13 protein-coding genes are annotated in these 20,988 nt (G+C 37.5%); 9 read left to right on the top strand and 4 right to left on the bottom strand.

Annotated elements, in window-relative coordinates; all coding sequences use genetic code 11:
• Nucleotides 1-78 precede the first annotated feature (78 nt).
• The 4 genes from dnaE to F1003_RS05255 all read right to left on the bottom strand — a co-directional run bounded on the left by dnaE (nucleotide 79) and on the right by F1003_RS05255 (nucleotide 7,275).
• Nucleotides 79-4,464, bottom strand: coding sequence for a DNA polymerase III subunit alpha (gene dnaE, locus F1003_RS05270; RefSeq protein WP_155088172.1), 4,386 nt, complete (start codon nucleotides 4,462-4,464; stop codon nucleotides 79-81).
• Between the two features lie 305 nt (nucleotides 4,465-4,769).
• Nucleotides 4,770-5,219, bottom strand: coding sequence for a ferritin-like domain-containing protein (locus F1003_RS05265; RefSeq protein WP_155088171.1), 450 nt, complete (start codon nucleotides 5,217-5,219; stop codon nucleotides 4,770-4,772).
• A 119-nt stretch (nucleotides 5,220-5,338) separates the two neighbouring features.
• Entirely contained in the window at nucleotides 5,339-5,788 is a 450-nt protein-coding gene (locus F1003_RS05260; protein WP_155088615.1) for a ferritin-like domain-containing protein, read from the bottom strand.
• A 197-nt stretch (nucleotides 5,789-5,985) separates the two neighbouring features.
• A complete protein-coding gene (locus F1003_RS05255) occupies nucleotides 5,986-7,275 on the bottom strand; it encodes a DUF6252 domain-containing protein (protein ID WP_155088170.1) in 1,290 nt (429 codons plus the stop codon).
• Nucleotides 7,276-7,489: 214 nt separating this feature from the next.
• On the opposite strand from F1003_RS05255, the gene F1003_RS05250 reads away from it, so the two are divergent.
• The 9 genes from F1003_RS05250 to F1003_RS05210 all read left to right on the top strand — a co-directional run bounded on the left by F1003_RS05250 (nucleotide 7,490) and on the right by F1003_RS05210 (nucleotide 20,980).
• Nucleotides 7,490-8,011: a 30S ribosomal protein S16 gene (locus tag F1003_RS05250; protein WP_155088169.1), complete on the top strand. Its 522-nt coding sequence runs from the start codon at nucleotides 7,490-7,492 to the stop codon at nucleotides 8,009-8,011.
• Between the two features lie 140 nt (nucleotides 8,012-8,151).
• Nucleotides 8,152-8,682: a ribosome maturation factor RimM gene (rimM, locus tag F1003_RS05245; RefSeq protein WP_155088168.1), complete on the top strand. Its 531-nt coding sequence runs from the start codon at nucleotides 8,152-8,154 to the stop codon at nucleotides 8,680-8,682.
• A gap of 83 nt (nucleotides 8,683-8,765) precedes the next feature.
• Nucleotides 8,766-9,479, top strand: a complete 714-nt coding sequence (locus F1003_RS05240; RefSeq protein ID WP_155088167.1) for a tRNA1(Val) (adenine(37)-N6)-methyltransferase — start codon at nucleotides 8,766-8,768, stop codon at nucleotides 9,477-9,479.
• A gap of 68 nt (nucleotides 9,480-9,547) precedes the next feature.
• Nucleotides 9,548-10,726: an acyl-CoA dehydrogenase family protein gene (locus F1003_RS05235; protein ID WP_155088166.1), complete on the top strand. Its 1,179-nt coding sequence runs from the start codon at nucleotides 9,548-9,550 to the stop codon at nucleotides 10,724-10,726.
• A gap of 273 nt (nucleotides 10,727-10,999) precedes the next feature.
• Nucleotides 11,000-14,107, top strand: coding sequence for a sensor histidine kinase (locus F1003_RS05230; RefSeq protein ID WP_155088165.1), 3,108 nt, complete (start codon nucleotides 11,000-11,002; stop codon nucleotides 14,105-14,107).
• A gap of 117 nt (nucleotides 14,108-14,224) precedes the next feature.
• Entirely contained in the window at nucleotides 14,225-14,866 is a 642-nt protein-coding gene (locus F1003_RS05225) for a response regulator transcription factor (RefSeq protein WP_155088164.1), read from the top strand.
• Nucleotides 14,867-15,058: 192 nt separating this feature from the next.
• Nucleotides 15,059-18,430: a tail fiber domain-containing protein gene (locus F1003_RS05220; protein ID WP_155088163.1), complete on the top strand. Its 3,372-nt coding sequence runs from the start codon at nucleotides 15,059-15,061 to the stop codon at nucleotides 18,428-18,430.
• Between the two features lie 39 nt (nucleotides 18,431-18,469).
• The gene (locus F1003_RS17285) at nucleotides 18,470-18,616 is read left to right on the top strand and encodes a LuxR C-terminal-related transcriptional regulator (RefSeq protein WP_155088162.1); all 147 of its coding nucleotides are present in this window, start codon (nucleotides 18,470-18,472) and stop codon (nucleotides 18,614-18,616) included.
• Nucleotides 18,617-18,808: 192 nt separating this feature from the next.
• The gene (locus F1003_RS05210) at nucleotides 18,809-20,980 is read left to right on the top strand and encodes a tail fiber domain-containing protein (RefSeq protein ID WP_155088161.1); all 2,172 of its coding nucleotides are present in this window, start codon (nucleotides 18,809-18,811) and stop codon (nucleotides 20,978-20,980) included.
• Nucleotides 20,981-20,988 lie beyond the last annotated feature (8 nt).

The raw sequence follows: 20,988 nt of genomic DNA, 5'->3' as shown, positions 1-20,988 counted from the left end.
AAAATTTTGCCAAACCTTACAATGGCAGTATTTCATTTGATTATTGCCATATTGACGTAATAAATTCACCAAAAATTCTCAATTCAACTTATACCGAACATCCAACTCATGTAGCTCATTCAACAGCTCTTGCGAAATCTTTACCTTCTGTTTTCGGCTTGGCATATTCAACTTTAATTTTTCAGATTGGTCATAGACCACAAAATTGAGGTTATGATTGCCTATATGCATACCAAGCAAGTCTTGCAAGTTTGAAACCGTGTCTTTTTCCAAATCATCTATATTTAATTGAATGGACAACTTTTTGGCATAGGCATCCATAACATCGTGCAACAACTGAAAGTTATTAAACTGAATCCTTGGCTCTCCTTTTTGACCCGTTTCTCTGTTCATCCAACCTTCCTTTACATAGGCGCGTACATAAACAAAGGAATTCTGTACCAAGAAATGCCTGAACTTTAAATAGTCCTCACCAAAAATCCTAAAGTCGTGACTATCCGTATAATCTTCAATCGTAAAAATCGCCCAACCCTTGCCTTGCTTACTCACACGATGCTGTACTTCGGTAACCACACCACCAAAGGTAATTTCTCGATTTACAACCGCATTTAAATCGTTGAAAACTGAAATATTACCATTGCAAAAGGTTTTCATTTCAATTTTAAAATCATCCAACGGATGACCCGAAATATAAATACCAACTACTTCCTTTTCGCGCGATAGCTTTTCCATCGTTCCCCAATCTTCACAAGGTGGCACTTGTGGTTCTGCAATCTGTACATCACTAGCTTCCCCAAACAAACTCACTTGTGCCGAATTTTCATTTTCCTGATGTTTGGCACCATACTTCACCGCTTTTTCTAAAAAGGTAATCCCATCTCCATCATGGGCAAAATATTGTGCTCTATGTGTATCTTCAAAACAATCAAATCCGCCTGCATTAGCCAATCCTTCAAAAGCTTTTTTGTTGGCAGCTCGCAAATCGATACGCTTTGCCAAATCAAAAATAGATTTATAATTTCCGTCTTTTTTACGATTTTCCACAATAGTTTTTACAGCTCCATGACCTACACCTTTTATGGCTCCCATACCGAACCGTACCGCATTGTCCTTATTTACCGAAAATTTATAGAAACTCTCGTTGACACTTGGTCCAAGTACGGGTAGTCGCATCCGCTTACACTCTTCCATAAAGAAGGTTACGGATTTAATATCGTTCATATTATTAGAAAGCACCGCAGCCATATATTCCGCTGGATAATGAGCTTTCAGATAAGCCGTTTGGTAGGCAATCCAAGCGTAGCATGTACTATGCGATTTGTTGAAGGCATAACTTGCAAAGGCTTCCCAATCCTTCCAGATTTTTTCGAGCTTGACCTTGTCCATCCCTTTAGCCGCAGCCTGCTCAATGAATTTTGGTTTCATTTTATCAAGTACCGCTTTCTGCTTTTTACCCATCGCTTTTCTCAAAACATCGGCTTCACCTTTGGTAAAATCCGCCAATTTTTGGGACAACAACATCACTTGCTCTTGATACACCGTAATACCATAGGTTTCCTGTAGGTATTCTTCCATTTCAGGCAAATCGTAAATAATTTCCTCTTTACCGTGTTTACGATTAATAAAACTCGGAATATATTCCATCGGGCCAGGACGATACAGCGCGTTCATGGCAATTAAATCATCAAAAACCGTAGGCTTTAAATGCTTCATGTGCTTTTGCATACCTGGCGATTCATACTGAAAAATCCCAACCGTTTCTCCACGTTGAAAGAGTTCGTAGGTCTTTTCATCATCAAGCGGAAAACTATCTGGGTCGAGATCTATATTGTGCTTTGCCTTTACGATTTTCACCGTATCCTTTATTAAGGTCAACGTTTTTAGACCCAAGAAATCCATCTTCAGCAATCCAGCACTTTCAACCACAGAGTTATCAAACTGTGTGACGTACAAATCGGAATCCTTGGCAACCGAAACAGGCACATAATTGGTAATATCGCCAGGTGTGATAATGACTCCACAAGCGTGAATCCCAGTATTTCTTACTGAACCTTCCAAGATTCTGGCTTGGTTTACAGTTTCGGCTTGTAAATCTGAACCATCTGAAATGTTGAGTAGCTGATTGACTTTCTCTAAATCCTCTGAACGGAATTTGCTCGCCAATTCTTTTTCACTTTTGCCAAAAATCTTTCCGAGTTTAGACATATTCGGAATCAGTTTCGCTATATGGTCGGCTTCATTCAAAGGTAAATCCAGTACACGCGCTGTATCTCTAATGGATGACTTTGCAGCCATTGTTCCATACGTGATAATCTGTGCCACTTGATTGGCGCCATATTTATCGATCACATATTGCATCACGCGACCACGACCTTCATCATCAAAATCGATATCGATATCTGGCATACTCACACGATCTGGATTCAGAAAACGCTCAAAAAGTAAATCGTACTTAATCGGGTCAATATTGGTAATCCAAAGGCAATAAGCAACCACGGAACCTGCTGCCGAACCACGTCCTGGCCCAACGGACACATCCATTTTTCGTGCTTCGCGAATAAAGTCTTCAACAATCAAGAAGTACCCAGGATAGCCTGTGTTTTCGATAACGCTTAACTCAAAGTCGAGACGTTCTTTGATTTCTGGGGTAATCTCTCCGTAGCGTTTTTTTGCACCTTCGTAAGTGAGGTGTTTTAGATAGGCGTTTTCACCTCGTTTACCACCATCGGCTTCATCTTCTTCAAACTTGAATTCATCTGGAATATCAAAAGCAGGCAGTAATACATCACGCGCCAATTCATAAGGCTCAATCTTATCGACCACCTCTTGAATATTCACAATCGCTTCAGGAACATCCCGAAACAAAGCTTTCATTTCTTCCGACGACTTAAAGTAATATTCTTGATTTGGCAATCCGTAGCGATAACCGCGACCACGACCGATTGGTGTAGCCTGTTTTTCGCCATCTTTTACACACAATAGAATGTCGTGTGCGTTGGCGTTTTCCTGCTCAACATAATAGGTATTGTTGGTGGCTACCAATTTCACATCGTGCTTTTGCGCAAATTGAATTAAAACCGGATTCACACGATTTTCATCCTCCTGATTATGACGCATCAATTCGATATACAAATCATCTTGAAAGGTATCCTTCCACCACAGCAAGGCTTCTTCAGCTTGGTTTTCGCCAATATTTAATACCTTACTTGGCACTTCTCCGTATAGGTTTCCTGTGAGGCAAATCAAGTCTTCCTTGTATTGCTCAATCAGTTTTTTATCAATTCGCGGCACATAGTAAAACCCATCCGTAAATGCGGCTGATGACAATTTTGCCAGATTGTGATATCCTTTTTTAGATTTAGCCAACAACACGATCTGGTAACCGTTGTCTTTTCGGGTTTTGTCTAAATGATTTTCGCAGACAAAAAACTCACAACCAATTATCGGTTTTATAATATGCCCTTTTTTCTCTTCGCCTGCCTCTTCAGCTTCAGCATGTTGTGCTTTTATTGCTTTATTATGATTGGAAACTGTGCTCACAAAATGAAATGCGCCCATCATATTTCCATGGTCCGTTAACGCCACAGCTCGCATATTTTCTTTTGCTGCGGCATCCACTAAATCCTTGATACTAATAGTGGATTGTAAAATCGAAAACTGCGAATGGTTATGCAAATGCACAAAATCCACATCGGCCAATTGAGCCGCTGCTTGCTTGTTGGTTTGGGTAGGAACAGCTTGTGATTGCTCTTTTTGAAGTCGCGCATTGATCTTGTCACTTTCCTTTTTTAAGTTGATGTGCTTTAAACCAATCAGCTGAATTTCATTTGGATTTTCCTTAGAAAACTTTTCAAAATAATCTGGTTGAACATCAAGTTGTTCTTTGGTGTATTGCTTAAGTCTAATAAGTTCCAAAAAGCAACGTGTAGTTGCCTCAACATCGGCTGTGGCGTTGTGGGCTTCTGCAAATGGTTTGTTGAATAGGAATTCGTGCAACTCTGTCAAGGTTGGTAATTTGAATTTCCCGTAACGGCCACCTGGAATTTTACATAATTCTGCTGTATGTTCTGTACAGGTATCTAAAACAGGTAATTCTTGTAATGGGTTTGCAACATCTTCACGTACAAACTCCGCACCCATAATATTTAAATCGAAACCAACATTTTGCCCGACCACAAATTTGGTTTTAGCCAAAGCGGTATTGAATTTTTCCAGAACCTCAGCCAATGGCACACCTTTTTCTGCTGCCAGTTCTGTTGAAATACCGTGAATTTTTTCAGCGTCATAAGGAATATTGAAACCCTCTGGTTTTATTAAATAATCCTGATGCTCAATACAATTACCCATAGCATCATGTAGTTGCCATGCAATCTGGATGGCTCTTGGCCAATTTTCCGTATCAGTGATAGGCGCATCCCAGCGTTTTGGTAATCCTGTGGTTTCGGTGTCGAATATTAAGTACATGCTCTAGAGTTCAAAAAGTTTAGAGTTTAAAGTTCAAAGTTTTCTTCTCGCTAAGGCGCAGAGGCGCGAAGAGGGAAACTATACTTTATTCTTTTATCAATGATAACCTAATTGTCATGCTGAGCGCAGTCGAAGCACTTGTAAACTAAGAATTAAAAAGCGTTTTGACTACTCTGAACGTGACAGAAAGTTAGCCCATAAAATTACATAGAATTTGTACTTTTTTAAAGTGAAGTTATTATGAGTTTTGAACATAAAAAAACCACACTAAAACGTGTGGTTTTTAATTCAGTTAATCTTTAATTTTAGGATAATACGACCTCAAAATTTTTCGCTTTAGCAACAGTTGCTTCAATAGCATTTCGTTGCTCTCTTAGAATATTAGTTATAGGCATTGGCATGGTTCCTTCATTTAGAATTTCATTATACTCTTCTAAACTAGATTTTTCACCTTTGATGGTTTCCTCTAAAATGGCTTCTTCATTGTTTGAAGAAAACGCTGTTTTTAGAGACATCCATGTTCTATGTAATTCTCCTGAGATATTACCTGAATTTTCAGGAACCTCTCCTTTTTCCCAAACTTCGCTTCGCAAATCTTTTACAAATCTTGCGCGTTCTCTTGCCCTGTTTTTGAAAAAATTCTTCACTTCGCTATTTTCTACTTTATCAATGGCCATTTCATAACCATCTTTTGCGTTCATGTTTTTTTCAATTAATTCGTTTAATTTATCTGTAATTTCTGTTTCGTACTTCATAATCTTGTTCATTTTTAAATTTTCAATACTTGGTTTTAGATGTGTATTGATTAGCATCTTATAATAATGAAAAAGAGTTACTATTTATAACAACCCTTTTGCTGTGGTTGGTCTTTTAATTATGATACCATTTCTTCATGGACCTTCTCTGTATTGATAGCTGCTTGAATAGCATTTTTATGCTTAATCAATAAACTATCTATAGAAGGTGGTAAGTTACGTTCTTCTAACAAGTCGTTGTACGACTCCAAACTTTCCTTTTCGCCTTTAATGGCTTCTTCTAGAATAGCTTCTTCGTTGTTAGAACTAAAGAGTGATTTTAGGCTCATCCAATTTCTATGAACTGTACCTTTAAAGCTTCCTGAATCTTTAGGGTCTTCACCATATCTTAAGATTTCGGTTCTCAATTCTTTAGCAAATTCACTTCGCTCAGATGCTCTTCTTTTAAAGAACATTTTAAGTCTATCGCTATCAACATTATCGATGGCGTTGAGATAGCCTTTTTCGGCATCATAATTCTTTACCAGTAATTCGTTTAATTTATTTGAAATTTCTTCTGAAAATGTCATAATTGGTTTGTTGTTTTTAAGTTTCAATACTTTCTTTTGGGATGCGTATTGTTAAACATCACAACACTATATAACATACATTAAAAAGTAGGAAAAATCCAACAATTTAACATCTTTAACAAAGGCTTAGCTTTATTTAACAAAAAAAGCATCACTCTCTCGAGCAATGCTTATTATTATTGTCTTTTTAAGCTTATCTAGGCTTGCAAATAATCTGGTGTGCCGTCGGCATCAGAATCTAAGGCATCCACTGGATTACCGTCTGAATTAGGGTCAGCATTCTCGTTAATGGTTAATATGGTATCTCCATCATCGTCATCGTCTAAATAGTCTGCAACACCATTACCATCTGTATCTCCAGTTTCAAAATTGGTAAATACACCATCACCATCATCATCATTATCTAGATAATCCACATCACCATCACCATCTGTGTCTATTGGGTTTCCATCTACATCAACCGCTTCGTCCGCTGTTAAAACACCATCTCCATCGTCATCGTTATCCAAGTAGTTAGGTGTTCCGTCACCATCTGTATCATCATTGGTTAAATCATCATCACCATTAAAATCTTCAAATGCATTTGGGACGCCGTCACCATCATCATCATCACAATCCAAGGCATCTATCTCTGCCTGTATACTACCATCATCATCACCACAGAATTGAATCTGTTCTTGGAGATAAAATAGATACTGCGCACACTTTTCATCAAAATTTCCAATTGTAGCCGTGTTATATTGTGCCTCGGCTTCGGCTCTGTTATCCGTTGCTTGCGCACAACTAATTTGGCAACTCCCTAAAGCATCTATCATAGCTTGTATAGATCCATCAGAATCACCACAAAAATTTCTTTGTGACAACAAAGCATCACTATAAGCATTACAAGCAGCTTCAAAATCTGCACTTACTACAAATTCTACACTAGAATCGAATGTCGCTTGATACGCCAACAATGCCGTTTCCGCTGCCACTTCAGTGTCTGTACATGTCATAGGATTTGTAGGTATTGTACCAGATATCAAAGGCACTTTAAAGAAAATACCATTGGTGTAACCCACAGAATTTAGTCCAGAAGCATCAAAAGCCAAGAATCTAAATGTCCCTGTAAAGGTTGCATTGGCTACGTCTATTTCTTCAATTACAATTTCACCTAACTCTGGATATATTGAGACACTTGGGTCTGGTCTATTATTGGTAGAGAAACGTGTACCAAAGCCATCGATATATTCAGCTTCCATAGCATCTACATTACCAACAACAAAAGTACCTTCAAACACAGATGGCACTCTAAGGTTTACCGTTTCAATATTATTAGTACCAGTAATGGTTAAAAAGCCATTTTCATCAATACTTGCTGAAAATGCTTTTGCTCTCCAAAGTTCATTTGCACGATCTCCTTGAAAGGCAGGCGTATTAAATTGAACCTCGTCACCGCAACTGAATAATGTTAAAAAAGTAAGGGATAAGAGAATAAGTTTTTTCATCTTTTAAAGCATAATTTTTGCTTGCTTCAATTATAACGAAACAAGAATGTCAAAAGTATAATATTTTTTTATACTTAGCTTATCTTCATTTCTTCTTTAGGTTAAAGTAATAATCTTTCAGTTAAAGTGGTTAAAAGCCTTGAGAATTAAAAAAATATACTATCTTTGCGCCCTCATTAATAACAGAGGTCGAGAACCTCACTAATTAATTATTATGCCTGTAAAAATCAGATTACAAAGACACGGTAAAAAAGGAAAGCCTTATTACTGGATCGTAGCAGCGGATTCTCGCGCTAAAAGAGATGGTAAATACCTAGAAAAATTAGGTGCTTACAACCCAAACACAAATCCTGCAACTATCGAATTAGATGTTGACGGAGCTGTAAAATGGTTGCAAAATGGTGCACAACCAACTGACACTGCAAAAGCAATTTTGTCTTACAAAGGTGCAATGCTTAAAAAGCATTTAGCTGTTGGTGTTAGAAAAGGAGCTTTAACTGAAGAGCAAGCTGAAGAAAAATTCAACGCTTGGTTGGAAGAAAAAACTGCTAAAATTGAAGCTAAAGCTGAAGGGTTATCTAAAGCAGAAGCTGATGCAAGAGCTAAAGCACTTGAAGCAGAAAAGGCTGTAAACGAAGCTCGTATTGCGGCAGCAGAGCCAGTTGTTGAAGAAGAAGTAGCTGAAGAAACTGAAGCTGTAACAGAAGAGGCAACGGCTTCTAACGAAGAAGAATAAAGAATTTATTTTTTATACTTTTAAACCCAGATCATTATGGTCTGGGTTTTTTATTCTCACAAAAGTGGGAATCTCATCAATTTTTTGAACTCACATTAATAAGTTTCCCATTTACACGGGAACAAAAACATTCGTTTTTGATGAAAAAAGAAGATTGTTTTTATTTAGGTAAGATTGTAAAGAAGTACAGCTTTAAAGGTGAACTCTTGGCTAAACTAGATACGGATGAACCTGATCTTTACGATAATTTGGATGCGATTTTTTTGGATCTAAGAGGCAATTTAGTGCCGTTTTTTATCGAATCTTCCCAATTACACAAATCGGATTTGCTTCGACTTAAATTTGAGGAAGTAGATACTGAAGCTGATGCCGATGCATTGCTTAAATCTGAACTTTACTTACCTCTTGATTTACTCCCTAAACTCGAAGGTGATAAATTTTACTTTCATGAGGTCATTGGCTTTACAATAAAGGACAAAAACTTTGGTGAAGTGGGTATTATTAAAGCCATTAACGATTCTACGGCTCAAGCGCTTTTTGAAATTGATAGAGATGGTGTTGAAATCCTAATTCCGATGAATGATGAGTTTATAGTTAAAGTTGACAGGAAAAATAAAACCATTGAAGTTGATACACCTGAAGGGTTGATTAACCTTTATCTGGAAGAGTAGTTGTCATTCCTGCGTAGGCAGGAATCCATAATGTAAATTCTATTAAAAAAATAGATTCCTGCTTTCGCAGGAATGACAGAAAAATGAACAAGCCATTCAAATTCAAACAATTTACAGTCAATCAAGACCAATGTGCCATGAAAATTGGTACAGATGGTGTTTTGCTTGGTGCATGGACTTCTGTTGACCATAAGCCATTCAATGCGTTAGATATTGGTGCTGGCACAGGAATCCTAAGTCTTATGATAGCGCAGCGAAGTAATGCTGAGCAAATTGAAGCCATTGAAATTGATGATGACGCATTTGAGCAATGTGCAGAAAATTTTGAAAATTCTCCTTGGAACGATAGGCTTTTTTGTTTCCATGCGTCCTTAATAGAATATATTGAAGCCGTAGATGAAACATTTGACCTCATCATCTGCAATCCACCTTTCTATTCTGAAGACTACAAATCTGTGAACAAAGCAAGGAACTTAGCACGATTTAGTGATGCCATGCCTATGGAACACATTATCTACGCTGTGAATAATTTTTTATCGGAAAACGGTATATTTTCAATTGTTATTCCTCATAAAATGGAGAACACATTTATTGAAGAAGCTAGCCTTATAGGTCTTTTTCCCAATCGTGTTTTAAGGGTAAAAGGCAATCCAAACACCGAAATAAAGCGAAGTTTGATTGAGTTCAGCTATACAGAAACTGCAACAAAAATATCAGAATTAATTATTGAAACTGAACGCCATCAATACACAGGAGATTATATCAACCTTACCAAAGATTTTTATCTGAAAATGTAGTTCTCTTATTGGGCAATGAAAACGATTTCGTTACATTTGACCCTCAATAGATTTTAAAAAATTACATAATGAAGCCAGATTTATTCGAAGCACCAGATTATTACAATCTCGATGAATTACTTTCAGAAGAACATAAACTTGTACGTGATGCTGCAAGAGAATGGGTAAAACGTGATGTTTCTCCTATTATTGAAGAGGCTGCACAAAAGGCAGAATTCCCAAAATCAATTATTGGAGGTTTAGCAGAAATCGGTGCTTTTGGACCCTATATTCCAGAAGAATATGGTGGTGCTGGATTAGATCAAATTTCTTATGGTTTAATAATGCAAGAGATTGAGCGTGGAGACTCAGGAGTACGTAGTACGGCTTCTGTACAATCGTCTTTGGTAATGTATCCTATCTGGAAATATGGTAACGAGGAACAACGCCAAAAATACTTACCAAAATTAGCTTCTGGTGAATGGATTGGTTCTTTTGGGTTAACAGAACCAGACCACGGAAGTAATCCAGGTGGTATGACCACAAACTTTAAGGATATGGGAGACCATTACTTATTGAATGGTGCTAAAATGTGGATTTCTAATGCTCCATTTTGCCAAATTGCAGTCGTTTGGGCAAAAGATGAAAATGGACGTATTCACGGATTGATTGTAGAACGTGGCATGGAAGGGTTTTCAACTCCAGAAACACATAACAAATGGTCCCTTAGAGCTTCAGCAACAGGAGAGCTTATTTTTGATAATGTAAAAGTGCCAAAAGAAAACTTATTACCAAACAAATCTGGATTAGGCGCACCATTAGGTTGTTTAGATTCAGCGCGTTTTGGTATTGCTTGGGGAGCGATTGGAGCAGCCATGGATTGTTATGATACAGCACTTCGTTACAGTAAAGAACGTATTCAGTTTGGCAAACCTATTGGCCAATTTCAACTACAACAAAAGAAACTAGCTGAGATGATTACCGAAATCACCAAAGCACAATTACTCGCTTGGCGACTTGGTGTAATGCGTGAAAATGGTACGGCAACCTCAGCCCAAATCTCAATGGCAAAGCGCAACAATGTAGATATGGCCATCAATATTGCACGTGAAGCCAGACAAATGTTAGGAGGTATGGGAATTACTGGTGAATACAGCATTATGCGTCATTCTATGAACCTTGAAAGTGTAATTACTTATGAAGGTACGCATGATATTCATTTATTGATTACAGGATTGGATGTTACTGGGCTAAATGCTTTTAAATAGAATACGCTTGAAAAAGAGAATCTCATAGTCGCAATTAACTATCCTTAGAGATTAACTCATAAATAATAATGCCTCTCATAACTTAAGAGGCATTTTTTTATTTCATCACACGCAGCCACATCAACATGTGGTTGTATTTAAATAGAAGCTTAGTAATTTAGCAAGGCTATTAACCAATATTCACACTTCAATCGTTTGTGCATTATTAAATGTTCAGGCGATTGTTTTATTTAGCTTAAATTTATATTCCAAGAATCGAATAACAATAATAGATTGAGGTACTTCATAATTCTATTTTTCTTTACCATTTCGCAGCACCTCACTGCACAGTTAAACCTATTCGATATTCAGTATCCATACACGGAGTTCGCATACTATGTATATGAAGATAACGATGGAAACATCTGGCTCTATGATAATGAAACGATTCTAAGGTACAATGGCGAAAAATTCACAACTCAAAATAGCTATCAGCATAAAGCTGTAGCATATAATACAATCCATGATTCTACCGGAATTGTCTATTTAAAACAAGACCGTGTATATCATTATCACAGAAAAACAAAAACAATAACCCAAATTGGAACATTAAACCAAGACACTACGTTCGATTTTTTCTATAGAGATGATGCTGACAGGGTTTGGGTTTTCACTAAAAATATTGAAAAAAAGGAACGAAATGTCTATAAAATCACAGAGACCAATACCTTAGAATTTGCCTTTAATCTCTACCATCACCTTGGAGATAAATCCATAGATGATAATATAGAACTTGAAGATTTTAATGGCAACTTTTATGTTCACTTATGGCATGGTCGACTTCTCGTTATTGATAGTAAAGGAAATGAGGTGAAATTACCTTTAGCGGCTTCAGAAAACCAAAGCATCCAAAAACCTTGCAGTGTTTTTCGACTGGATAACAAAAACAATTTATGGCGCATTACCTATGATGTTTTTGAGATTTATAATCCTGAATTAAAACGATTTGAGATACATCCCATTTCCAATAAAATCATTGTTGAAAATGAATGTCAAAAAATACCTGGTGTCAATCTTAGCCTAACTAAGATTTTTATGGATTCCGACGATAGAATTTGGTTGGGTTTTGAAGACTCTAATTTATTTATGTATGATGCAAAGGATAACACCTTTATTAACTTTAAAACTCCACTCATTGAGGCTCTAGGCGGAAAAGGTGGAGACATTAAATCTTTAATGGAAGACCAGAATGGAAATATTTGGGGCAATAAACGTGGTGGGATTTTCAAGATTAGAAAAAAAGAAAATGGGTTTAGGAGTTATCTTGTAAATACCACTGACCCTGAACACGAACTCTACAAACTAAATCCAACCTACACTAAAACGTTATGGTTCTATTTTGGAAAGGAATATTTGCCTACGGCTCCTGTTACTCCCCAAGTAACGTCTAATGGCGACATCTATGCTCAAGACCAACGTTTTAGCTATCGTATATTAGCAAAAAACGACAGCCTGGAAGTTATTCCATGGCTTCATTCCTCACAAAAACAATACCTTCATTCTATTAAAGATTCTCTTAGAATTTACACCACATGGAGCCATTATTACAGTATTGATAAAAACTTAAAAACCAAAATAATACCCAATCCTGTAGGTTTTCCTTTGCGCTCATTAAGTCAGGTTTTTCAGACCAAGGATGGCATCATTTGGGCAAGCGGTTCTTTGCATCAGCAAGGTTCATTTTTAGCGCAACTCCATCCTAAAACCTTAAGATTAGAAAATGTTTTCAAAAAAGAGGATAACACTGAAGATTTCAGTGATAATTTTATTGTTAAACTAGATGAAGATGACCAAGGCAATTTGCTGATTTCGAGCTATAATGGCCTCTACAAAATGAATCTCAAAAGTAAAGTAACAAAAACACCTGACTATAAGTTTTACAAGAAGGATTCTATACGATTTGATGAACGTATTACCAAGTTTGATTATACTGGGAATGATCTTGGCTGGATTTTCAATAGAAATCAAATAGGATTGTTAAACCTAAAAGAAAATCGCTTAATACACTATATCACTAAAGACCAACTTAATCTTATTGAAATTAATGATGTGCTTCCGGTGAACAATCATACGATATGGTATTCTTGCAGAACAGGAATTGGTTTATATAATTTTAAAACCAATGAAAACAAGCATTTTGATAAAACCTATACCCTAATTGATAATTTCTTCGCAAAACAATTAAAATCTAATCCCTATAACGGAGAGCTTATTGTGACATCAACCAATGGTTTGCATAGGTTTCATCCCGATTCGCTTTTAAAACTGTACGATACTAAAAAAATCGGAAATGAAAATGTTAATTTAACACTAACCGATTATTCCGTATTGCCTAACAAAAGCAAGTCTGTTAACACGTTTTATCCCACAGATTACAAGGGTGAAACTATCGCTCTCAATTACAATGATAAATCGGTTACTTTTAACTTTGAACTGATCCACTATAGTTATCCATCACGGCATCGATACACCTATAAACTAGAAGGTTACGACAATGAATGGTCTCAGTTGACTTCTAAAAGCGAGATTACCTATATGAGTTTGCCACCTGGAGATTATACCTTAAACATAAAAGGCTCCACTGGAGGACATACTTGGAGTAAAAACGAACTCTCCATTCCTATTTATGTAAAACAAGCTTGGTACAGAACCTGGTGGTTTTTTGTATTAGTTGGATTGTTATTGGCTCTTTTAATTTATGCCTTAACTCGATACTACTACCAACTAAAATTTAAACAGAAAACAGAAATAGATAATATAAGAACCAAAATATCCATCGATTTACATGACGATGTGGGCTCCATATTAACGGGATTATCTATGCAAAGTGAAATCTTAGAACAAAAAGCAACCAAAGAAGACAAAGCCAAGCTTCACCGAATGAGCGAATTAAGTCGATCAGCAATGCTTAGAATGCGCGATGCCGTTTGGGCCATGGACTCTAGAAAAAATAATTGGGAAAGTCTTATAGACCGCATGAACGAGTTTGCAGCAGAAACGCTAGAACTTAAATCTATTGAGTACTATGTACAACACCACACCATTACCTTAGACAAAAGCATTACCAATATAATGCGCCAAAATTTATATCTCATCTATAAAGAAGCAATTACCAACATTATAAAACATTCTGATGCCAGTTATGTTGCTATAGAACTAAATGAACATCATGGGCAAGTAGAACTTTTAATTAAAGACAACGGATCTGTAGAGCCTAAATTCTCTACCTCAGGGTTGGGTCTCTCTAACATGAAACATCGTGCAGACCAAATAAACTGTAACCTTGAGATAAAAAAAGAGCAAGGTTTTACAATTCATTTAAAAAGTAAAAGCCTCACTTAACTACCACATCTTAATGTGGTTGACTACTTTTATAAACGCACTATCTTTATAGTTACAAATGGTACAGCCTTTTAATTTTTTTAAAACAACCATAACTTAGGTTGTGAACTTATACAAATGAGAACAATACACGTTGCCATAATAGAAGATGATAACATTATTAAAGAATCCCTTCAAAGTTTTCTTGGTGATCATCCATCAATTGCTATAACATTTGCGGCAGGAAGCGTGGAAGATTTTTTAACAGGCTTAGAAGTTACCAACAACCCACAAATAGATATTCTTCTACTCGATATAGGCTTACCAGGCATGTCAGGGCTGGAAGGCATAAGACACATCAAAAAAAAGTTACCCGAAGTTAATATCATCATCCTATCCACGTTTGAAGAAGAAGACAAAATCTTTAAAGCACTATGTGCAGGAGCCGTATCGTACATTTCTAAACGTACTGCCTTAACCAAGATAGAAGATGCCATTTTTACGATTTACAATGGTGGCTCTTACATGTCTCCTTCTATTGCCAGAAAGGTCATTAATCATTTTAAACCCAAAGCGAAGAACGAAAACATTGAGTTAAGCGACCGCCAAATACAAATCATCCAAGGTATCGTAGACGGGTTAAGTTATAAGATGATTGCCGATAAATATCTCATCTCAATTGATACGGTACGCGATCATATTAAAAAAATCTACCGTCTATTGGAAATTAACAGCAAAGCAGAGCTGATTAAAAAAACCAATGATGAAAATCTCATCTAACCACGCTTAAAACATTTTTATCTTAAATTCTTCCAACCACATCTTTATGTGGTTTACTTCTTACAAAAAGCAATGTAGTTTTATAGTCAAGTAAGCTAGGGGTTTTGTGTCATTGCAATAAAAAGGGCTTACTGCTCCAAATCTTTCCTACAAATTCATTAAATAAGGCTATTGCCATAAAGAATTAAGATTATGAAAAAAATTACGTCTCTATTAGTCGCTTGCTTATTTTGTTTTACTGTGTATGCTCAAAACAACTACATCAACTACAAAGCACTTGTAAAAGATAATTTGGGTAACGTAGTAGCCAACCAAAGTATCGACGTTAGGTTTACCATATTTGCAGGTGCTGTACAAGTCTATGAAGAAACTCATAACCCAACTACAGATGCCAATGGTATTATGATTTTAGACATTGGCAATGGTTCAACCTCTGACTTATTTAGTGCTATAGATTGGAGCACCAATACAACCTTAAAAACCGAAATAGACACAGGCTCTGGGTATGTAGATTTGGGTACAACTGATTTTAAATCGGTGCCCTATGCCATCAATGCAGGCAATACAGCTTTTAGCTCCACAGCTAATGTAACAAGTAATGCACCAGGTGATATCGCAACAGACGACTTTGTTTTTGGTAGTACACAATTGGCGCATAGTGCTCCTGCTGGAGCCAATGATAACCGTATGTTTTTTGATAAAAGTAAGGGTGCTTTTAGGGCAGGAAGTACTATTAATTTTGATCCTGCTTTTCCTAATGATGGCACAGCTTGGGATGATGCCAATGTAGGAGACCATTCTTTTGCTAGTGGTTGGAATACAACTGCTTCGGGTAATTATTCCACTGCGATGGGAAATGGTACAACCGCTTCAGGTTTTACATCCACCGCGATGGGAAATCTTACAACAGCTTCTGGTTATTTAGCCACTGCTATGGGGCTTCAAACAATCGCTTCAGGTCATTTTTCAACTGCAATGGGATTCCAAACAATTGCTTCTGGCAGTGAATCTACCGCAATGGGGTTATCTACAATTGCTTCGGGTCATGATTCCACTACAATGGGCATAGCTACAATCGCCTCAGGTTATGTATCAACCGCAATGGGGCTGTCTACCAAGGCAGAGGCATTTACTTCAACGGCCATAGGACGCTTTAATATTGGAGGTGGCACTACAGACAATTGGATAGAAACAGACCCCCTATTTGAAATAGGAAACGGCATTGATGATGATAATAGAGCCAATGCATTAACCGTATTAAAAAACGGTACTGTTACAGCACCAACCTTTGACCTTGCAGAAATCACAGACCCAAAAGCTCTAGTAACCAAAGAATACGCAGATGCACAAGCAGGAGCAATGAGTACCGCAGCAAATGTAACAAGTAATGCACCAGGTGATATTGCTACAGACGATTTTGTATTTGGAAGTACCCAACTCGCACATAGTGCAACCCAATTCGAATATGACACCCGTATGTTTTTTGATAAAAGCAAAGGGGCTTTTAGGGCAGGAAGTACTTTTAATTATGTTGATCCTTTTCCTGATGATGGCACGGCTTGGGATGATACCAATGTAGGGGAACATTCTTTTGCTAGTGGCTTTAACACAACCGCTTCGAGTGCTTCTTCTACCGCGATAGGGTATGAGACAATCGCTTCGGGTTCATATTCTACCGCGATGGGGCGTGAAACAACCGCTTCGTCTTATGCAGCCACCGCGATGGGGGATAATACAACCGCTTCGGGTAATTATTCTACCGCGATGGGACAATACACATCCGCCTCAGGTTCTACCAGCACCGCTTTAGGAAATGGCGCAAATGCTTCGGGTAATACAGCCACTGCGATGGGGCTTAATACAACAGCTTCGGGTACTTATTCTACCGCGATGGGCTTAGGCACAAAAGCAAATGCATCAAGATCAACAGCCATCGGAAGCTATAATATAGGAGGAGGAACCCCCTATTGGATAGAAACCGACCCTTTATTTGAGATTGGGAATGGTACCAATGATGACAATAGAGCTAATGCACTAACTGTATTAAAAAACGGTACTATACTAGCTAACTCGCTTTCTTTAGACCTCATTAACTCACCAGATGTTGCTATACCCTCACCGGAGCGTATGTTGGTTACCAAAGAGTACGTTGATAGCGGTGCCGGAGCGTCCGGATTGGAGCAAATAACAGAAAATGATGGTATTACTGATAATACTGGCTGGCGACTAAAAGGACGTAATGCAGCTAATTATGGTCCAATCGGAGCCAATGCCGTTGATTTTAGTGTTTCTGTAGTTGCTTCAGATACTAATGGAGCAACTGGTCCGTATAGTTTTGCAGTAGGCGAAGGTTCAAAAGCTTTAGGCTATAGCTCCATCGCAATGGGATATTATACAACTGCTTCGGAATTTTTCGCCACCGCGATGGGATATAGTACAACAGCTTCGGGTTCGTATTCTACCGCGATGGGCAGAGGTACAAAAGCAAATGCACATAGATCAATGGCCATTGGAAGCTATAATATAGGAGGAGGTGATCTTTATAACTGGGTGGCAACAGACCCTTTGTTTGAAATTGGCAATGGTACCGATGACGCTAATAGAGCCAATGCATTAACTGTACTTAAAAACGGTAATACTCAAATAAGTAGTAAACTTACATTAGGTACTACTGCAGTTAGTAGTCTTGCAACATTAGCTATCAAAGGTGATACTACTAATAATCTAATTGGTTTTATTGATAATTCAGATATAAATTCTTGGAATATAAACCTAAAAAATTCCGGAGAAGATTTGAATTTTGAGGAATCCCTCGTTGCCGACGGCAGACTTTATCTTAAAAAAGGTGGTAATGTAGGTATAAATACCACCTCACCACAAACGCGATTGCATCTAGATGGTGGTTCCCTATGGATTGGTGGTACACATGCTAATGCGCTACCTACTGCCGCGGGTGCAGGCATTAGATTGTTTAATGACGGGAGTACCTCTCGTATCAATGCTTATGATTACGGGATTAATGCACCTATGGATTTATCACTCCAACAATTAGGAAATCTTGGGATTGGCATCTCTAATCCCAATGTAAAACTAGATGTATCTGGTAGTATTGAATATACAGGGACTATTACAGATGTATCAGATAGACGCTTAAAAGAAAACCTAATTCAGTTAGATAACGTCATCCCATCAATAAAAAAAATAACGCCATATACCTATAATATGATTGACGATGCTGACAAAAAAAGAGAGTATGGTGTTATGGCACAAGATGTCTTAGAGGTGTTTCCGGAAATGGTATCTGTTGTAGATGAAGAGAACGGCTATTATGGAGTTAGTTATATACAGTTTGTTCCTGTACTGCTCAAAGGCATGCAAGAACAACAACAGCTAATTGAAACATTAAGCGAACGTATAGCCACATTAGAAGCCCAAAACAAAAAACTACGCAAAGACAATACAGAATTAGAAACTGTGAAGAATGATATCGTACAAATTAAGTTGCAATTAAGCTTAATTGCCAAACCTAAGGAAACACCAAACTCAACAACCATAGAAGAATAAGAACGTTATTTCGCATTTACACCATAACCAAGTGCCAAATTGCAAGCGCTTAGCGACCGCCATATACAAATTATTCAAGGTATTATAGATGGCTTAAGTTATAAGATGATTGCCGATAAATATCTGATCTCCATTGATACCGTTCGTGATCATATTAAAAAAACCAACGATGAAAACCTCATCTAATCGCATTTAAGGCATTTTTATCTTAAATTCTTCCAACCACATCTTTATGTGGTTTACTTCTTACAAAAAGCAATGTAGTTTTATAGTCAAGTAAGCTAGGGGTTTTGTGTCATTGCAATAAATAGGGCTTACTGCTCCGAATCTTTCCTACAAATTCATTAAATAAGGCTATTGCCATAAAGAATTAAGATTATGAAAAAAATTACGTCTCTATTAGTCGCTTGCTTATTTTGTTTTACTGTGTATGCTCAAAACAACTACATCAACTACAAAGCACTTGTAAAAGATGATTTGGGCAACGTTGTGGCCAACCAAAGTATCGACGTTAGGTTTACCATATTTGCAGGTGCTGTACAAGTCTATGAAGAAACCCATAGCCCAACAACGGATGCCAATGGCATTGTAATTTTAGACATTGGCAACGGTACTACAACGGATATGTTTAGTGCTATTGATTGGAGCGCTTCGACGAGTTTACAGACAGAAATAAATACAGGCTCTGGGTATGTAGATTTGGGCACTACGGAATTTAAATCTGTGCCTTATGCGCTTAATTCTGGCAATATCTCAGGTCTTGAGCAAATCACAGAAGGGGGAAATACGGGTTGGCGTTTAAAAGGCAAGAATCCTGAAAACTTTGGAAATATTGGCAATAACGCCATAGATTTTAGTTCCTCTACTGTTTCTGGTACCACGTATGGTGCTACTGGAGCAAATTCATTTGCTTTAGGAACATTTAGCATTGCATCTGGAAATTTATCCACAGCTATTGGACAAGCTGCAACAGCATCGGGATATTCTTCAACTGCCATAGGCGAAAGCGCATTTACTAATGCAAACAATGCTATAGCATTAGGATCAACAAGGGCTCAATCTTATTATAGCACAAGCATTGGTCGTAGTAATATAGGAGGTGGAAATCAGACCACATGGGTAGCAACAGACCCTATATTTGAGATTGGCAACGGAGATTTTACTACTCCCGCCAATGCACTAACTGTATTAAAAAACGGTACTATACTAGCTAACTCGTTTTCTTTAGACCTCATTAACTCACCAGATGTTGCTATACCCTCACCAGAGCGTATGTTGGTCACCAAAGAATACGTAGACGCACAAGCAGGTGCAATGAGCACCACAGCAAACGTTACCAGCAATGCACCTGGTGATGTCAATACTGATGATTTTGTGTTTGGGAGCACACAATTGGAGCATAGCCCTCCTCCTCAATATGAAGAAGATATTCGTATGTTCTTTGATAAAAGCAAGGGTGCGTTTAGATCTGGTCGCACATTTAATTTTAGTAATTCCCTTCCTAATGATGGTACAGCTTGGGACGAAGTTAATATTGGATCTTTCTCATTTGCAACTGGTGAAAATTCAATGGCCAGTGGTAATTTTTCTTTTGCAGCTAATGGTGGCACATTGGCTTCAGGTGACATTTCTGCAGCATTCGGCTTAAGAACTAAAGCAGAATCCTTTGCATCTATGGCTATTGGTATATATAATATAGGAGGTGGTGATTCTACTAACTGGATAGAAACAGACCCTTTATTTGAGATTGGAAATGGAAATTCTTCTAACAGCGCGAATGCACTAACCGTACTGAAAAATGGCAATACTACAATCAACGGACAAACTACGGTGAATGAAGATACAGCTAATTTTTCTGCTCATGCCATAAGTGGTATTAAAACACATACTGGTGATATTGATGCATATGGAGTATTTGGTAAGAACGATGTATCAGATTTTTATGGTTTTGGAGTTTATGGATTGGGAGGATATGTAGGAACTTCTGGGTTGGTTTATCCGACTGGTTCTTCGGCTTATTTCGGGGTTTTTGGTCAAGTATTTGGTACAAATACCTCTGGAACCAATTATGGTGTATATGGTAATGCTAATTCGGGAGTTGGAGCTACTAATTATGCGGTTTATGCACAAGGTGACCTAGCTTATACAGGCACAATGATCAATGCCTCAGATAGAAAATTAAAGACCAATATAACTACTATAAATAATAGTCTTGAAGACATTATGAGGCTAAATCCCACCTCTTATCTTATCAGAGAAAATTACCAAAAAACAATGAACATGAGCAGTAGTCCACAGTTTGGCTTTATTGCCCAAGAGTTGCAAGAGGTATTTCCAGATTTGGTGTCGCGCAATGTAAATCCTGGCGCCACTAAACAAGATGCAAGCATAGAGTATTTGGGTGTTAATTATATAGGCCTTATCCCAGTACTTACCAAAGGCATACAAGAACAACAAGCAACTATAGAAACTTTAGAAGAAAAAGTAGAGCGTCAAGAACAAGTGATAGCCTCATTAGTCGCAAGACTTGAAGCTTTAGAAAACCGTTAAATCAATAT

The sequence above is a fragment of the Winogradskyella ouciana genome (assembly GCF_009709615.1).
Taxonomy (GTDB): domain Bacteria; phylum Bacteroidota; class Bacteroidia; order Flavobacteriales; family Flavobacteriaceae; genus Winogradskyella; species Winogradskyella ouciana.
Note: the sequence above shows the minus strand (reverse complement) of the source record. Positions and strands in the feature narration are given on the sequence as shown.

What these genes read in the sequence shown, in the direction of transcription:
- dnaE (WP_155088172.1), bottom strand. Translation starts at nt 4,464, where the DNA reads ATGTACTTAATATTCGACACCGAAACCACAGGATTACCAAAACGCTGG.
- F1003_RS05265 (WP_155088171.1), bottom strand. Translation starts at nt 5,219, where the DNA reads ATGAAGTACGAAACAGAAATTACAGATAAATTAAACGAATTAATTGAA.
- F1003_RS05260 (WP_155088615.1), bottom strand. Translation starts at nt 5,788, where the DNA reads ATGACATTTTCAGAAGAAATTTCAAATAAATTAAACGAATTACTGGTA.
- F1003_RS05255 (WP_155088170.1), bottom strand. Translation starts at nt 7,275, where the DNA reads ATGAAAAAACTTATTCTCTTATCCCTTACTTTTTTAACATTATTCAGT.
- F1003_RS05250 (WP_155088169.1), top strand. Translation starts at nt 7,490, where the DNA reads ATGCCTGTAAAAATCAGATTACAAAGACACGGTAAAAAAGGAAAGCCT.
- rimM (WP_155088168.1), top strand. Translation starts at nt 8,152, where the DNA reads ATGAAAAAAGAAGATTGTTTTTATTTAGGTAAGATTGTAAAGAAGTAC.
- F1003_RS05240 (WP_155088167.1), top strand. Translation starts at nt 8,766, where the DNA reads ATGAACAAGCCATTCAAATTCAAACAATTTACAGTCAATCAAGACCAA.
- F1003_RS05235 (WP_155088166.1), top strand. Translation starts at nt 9,548, where the DNA reads ATGAAGCCAGATTTATTCGAAGCACCAGATTATTACAATCTCGATGAA.
- F1003_RS05225 (WP_155088164.1), top strand. Translation starts at nt 14,225, where the DNA reads ATGAGAACAATACACGTTGCCATAATAGAAGATGATAACATTATTAAA.
- F1003_RS05220 (WP_155088163.1), top strand. Translation starts at nt 15,059, where the DNA reads ATGAAAAAAATTACGTCTCTATTAGTCGCTTGCTTATTTTGTTTTACT.
- F1003_RS05210 (WP_155088161.1), top strand. Translation starts at nt 18,809, where the DNA reads ATGAAAAAAATTACGTCTCTATTAGTCGCTTGCTTATTTTGTTTTACT.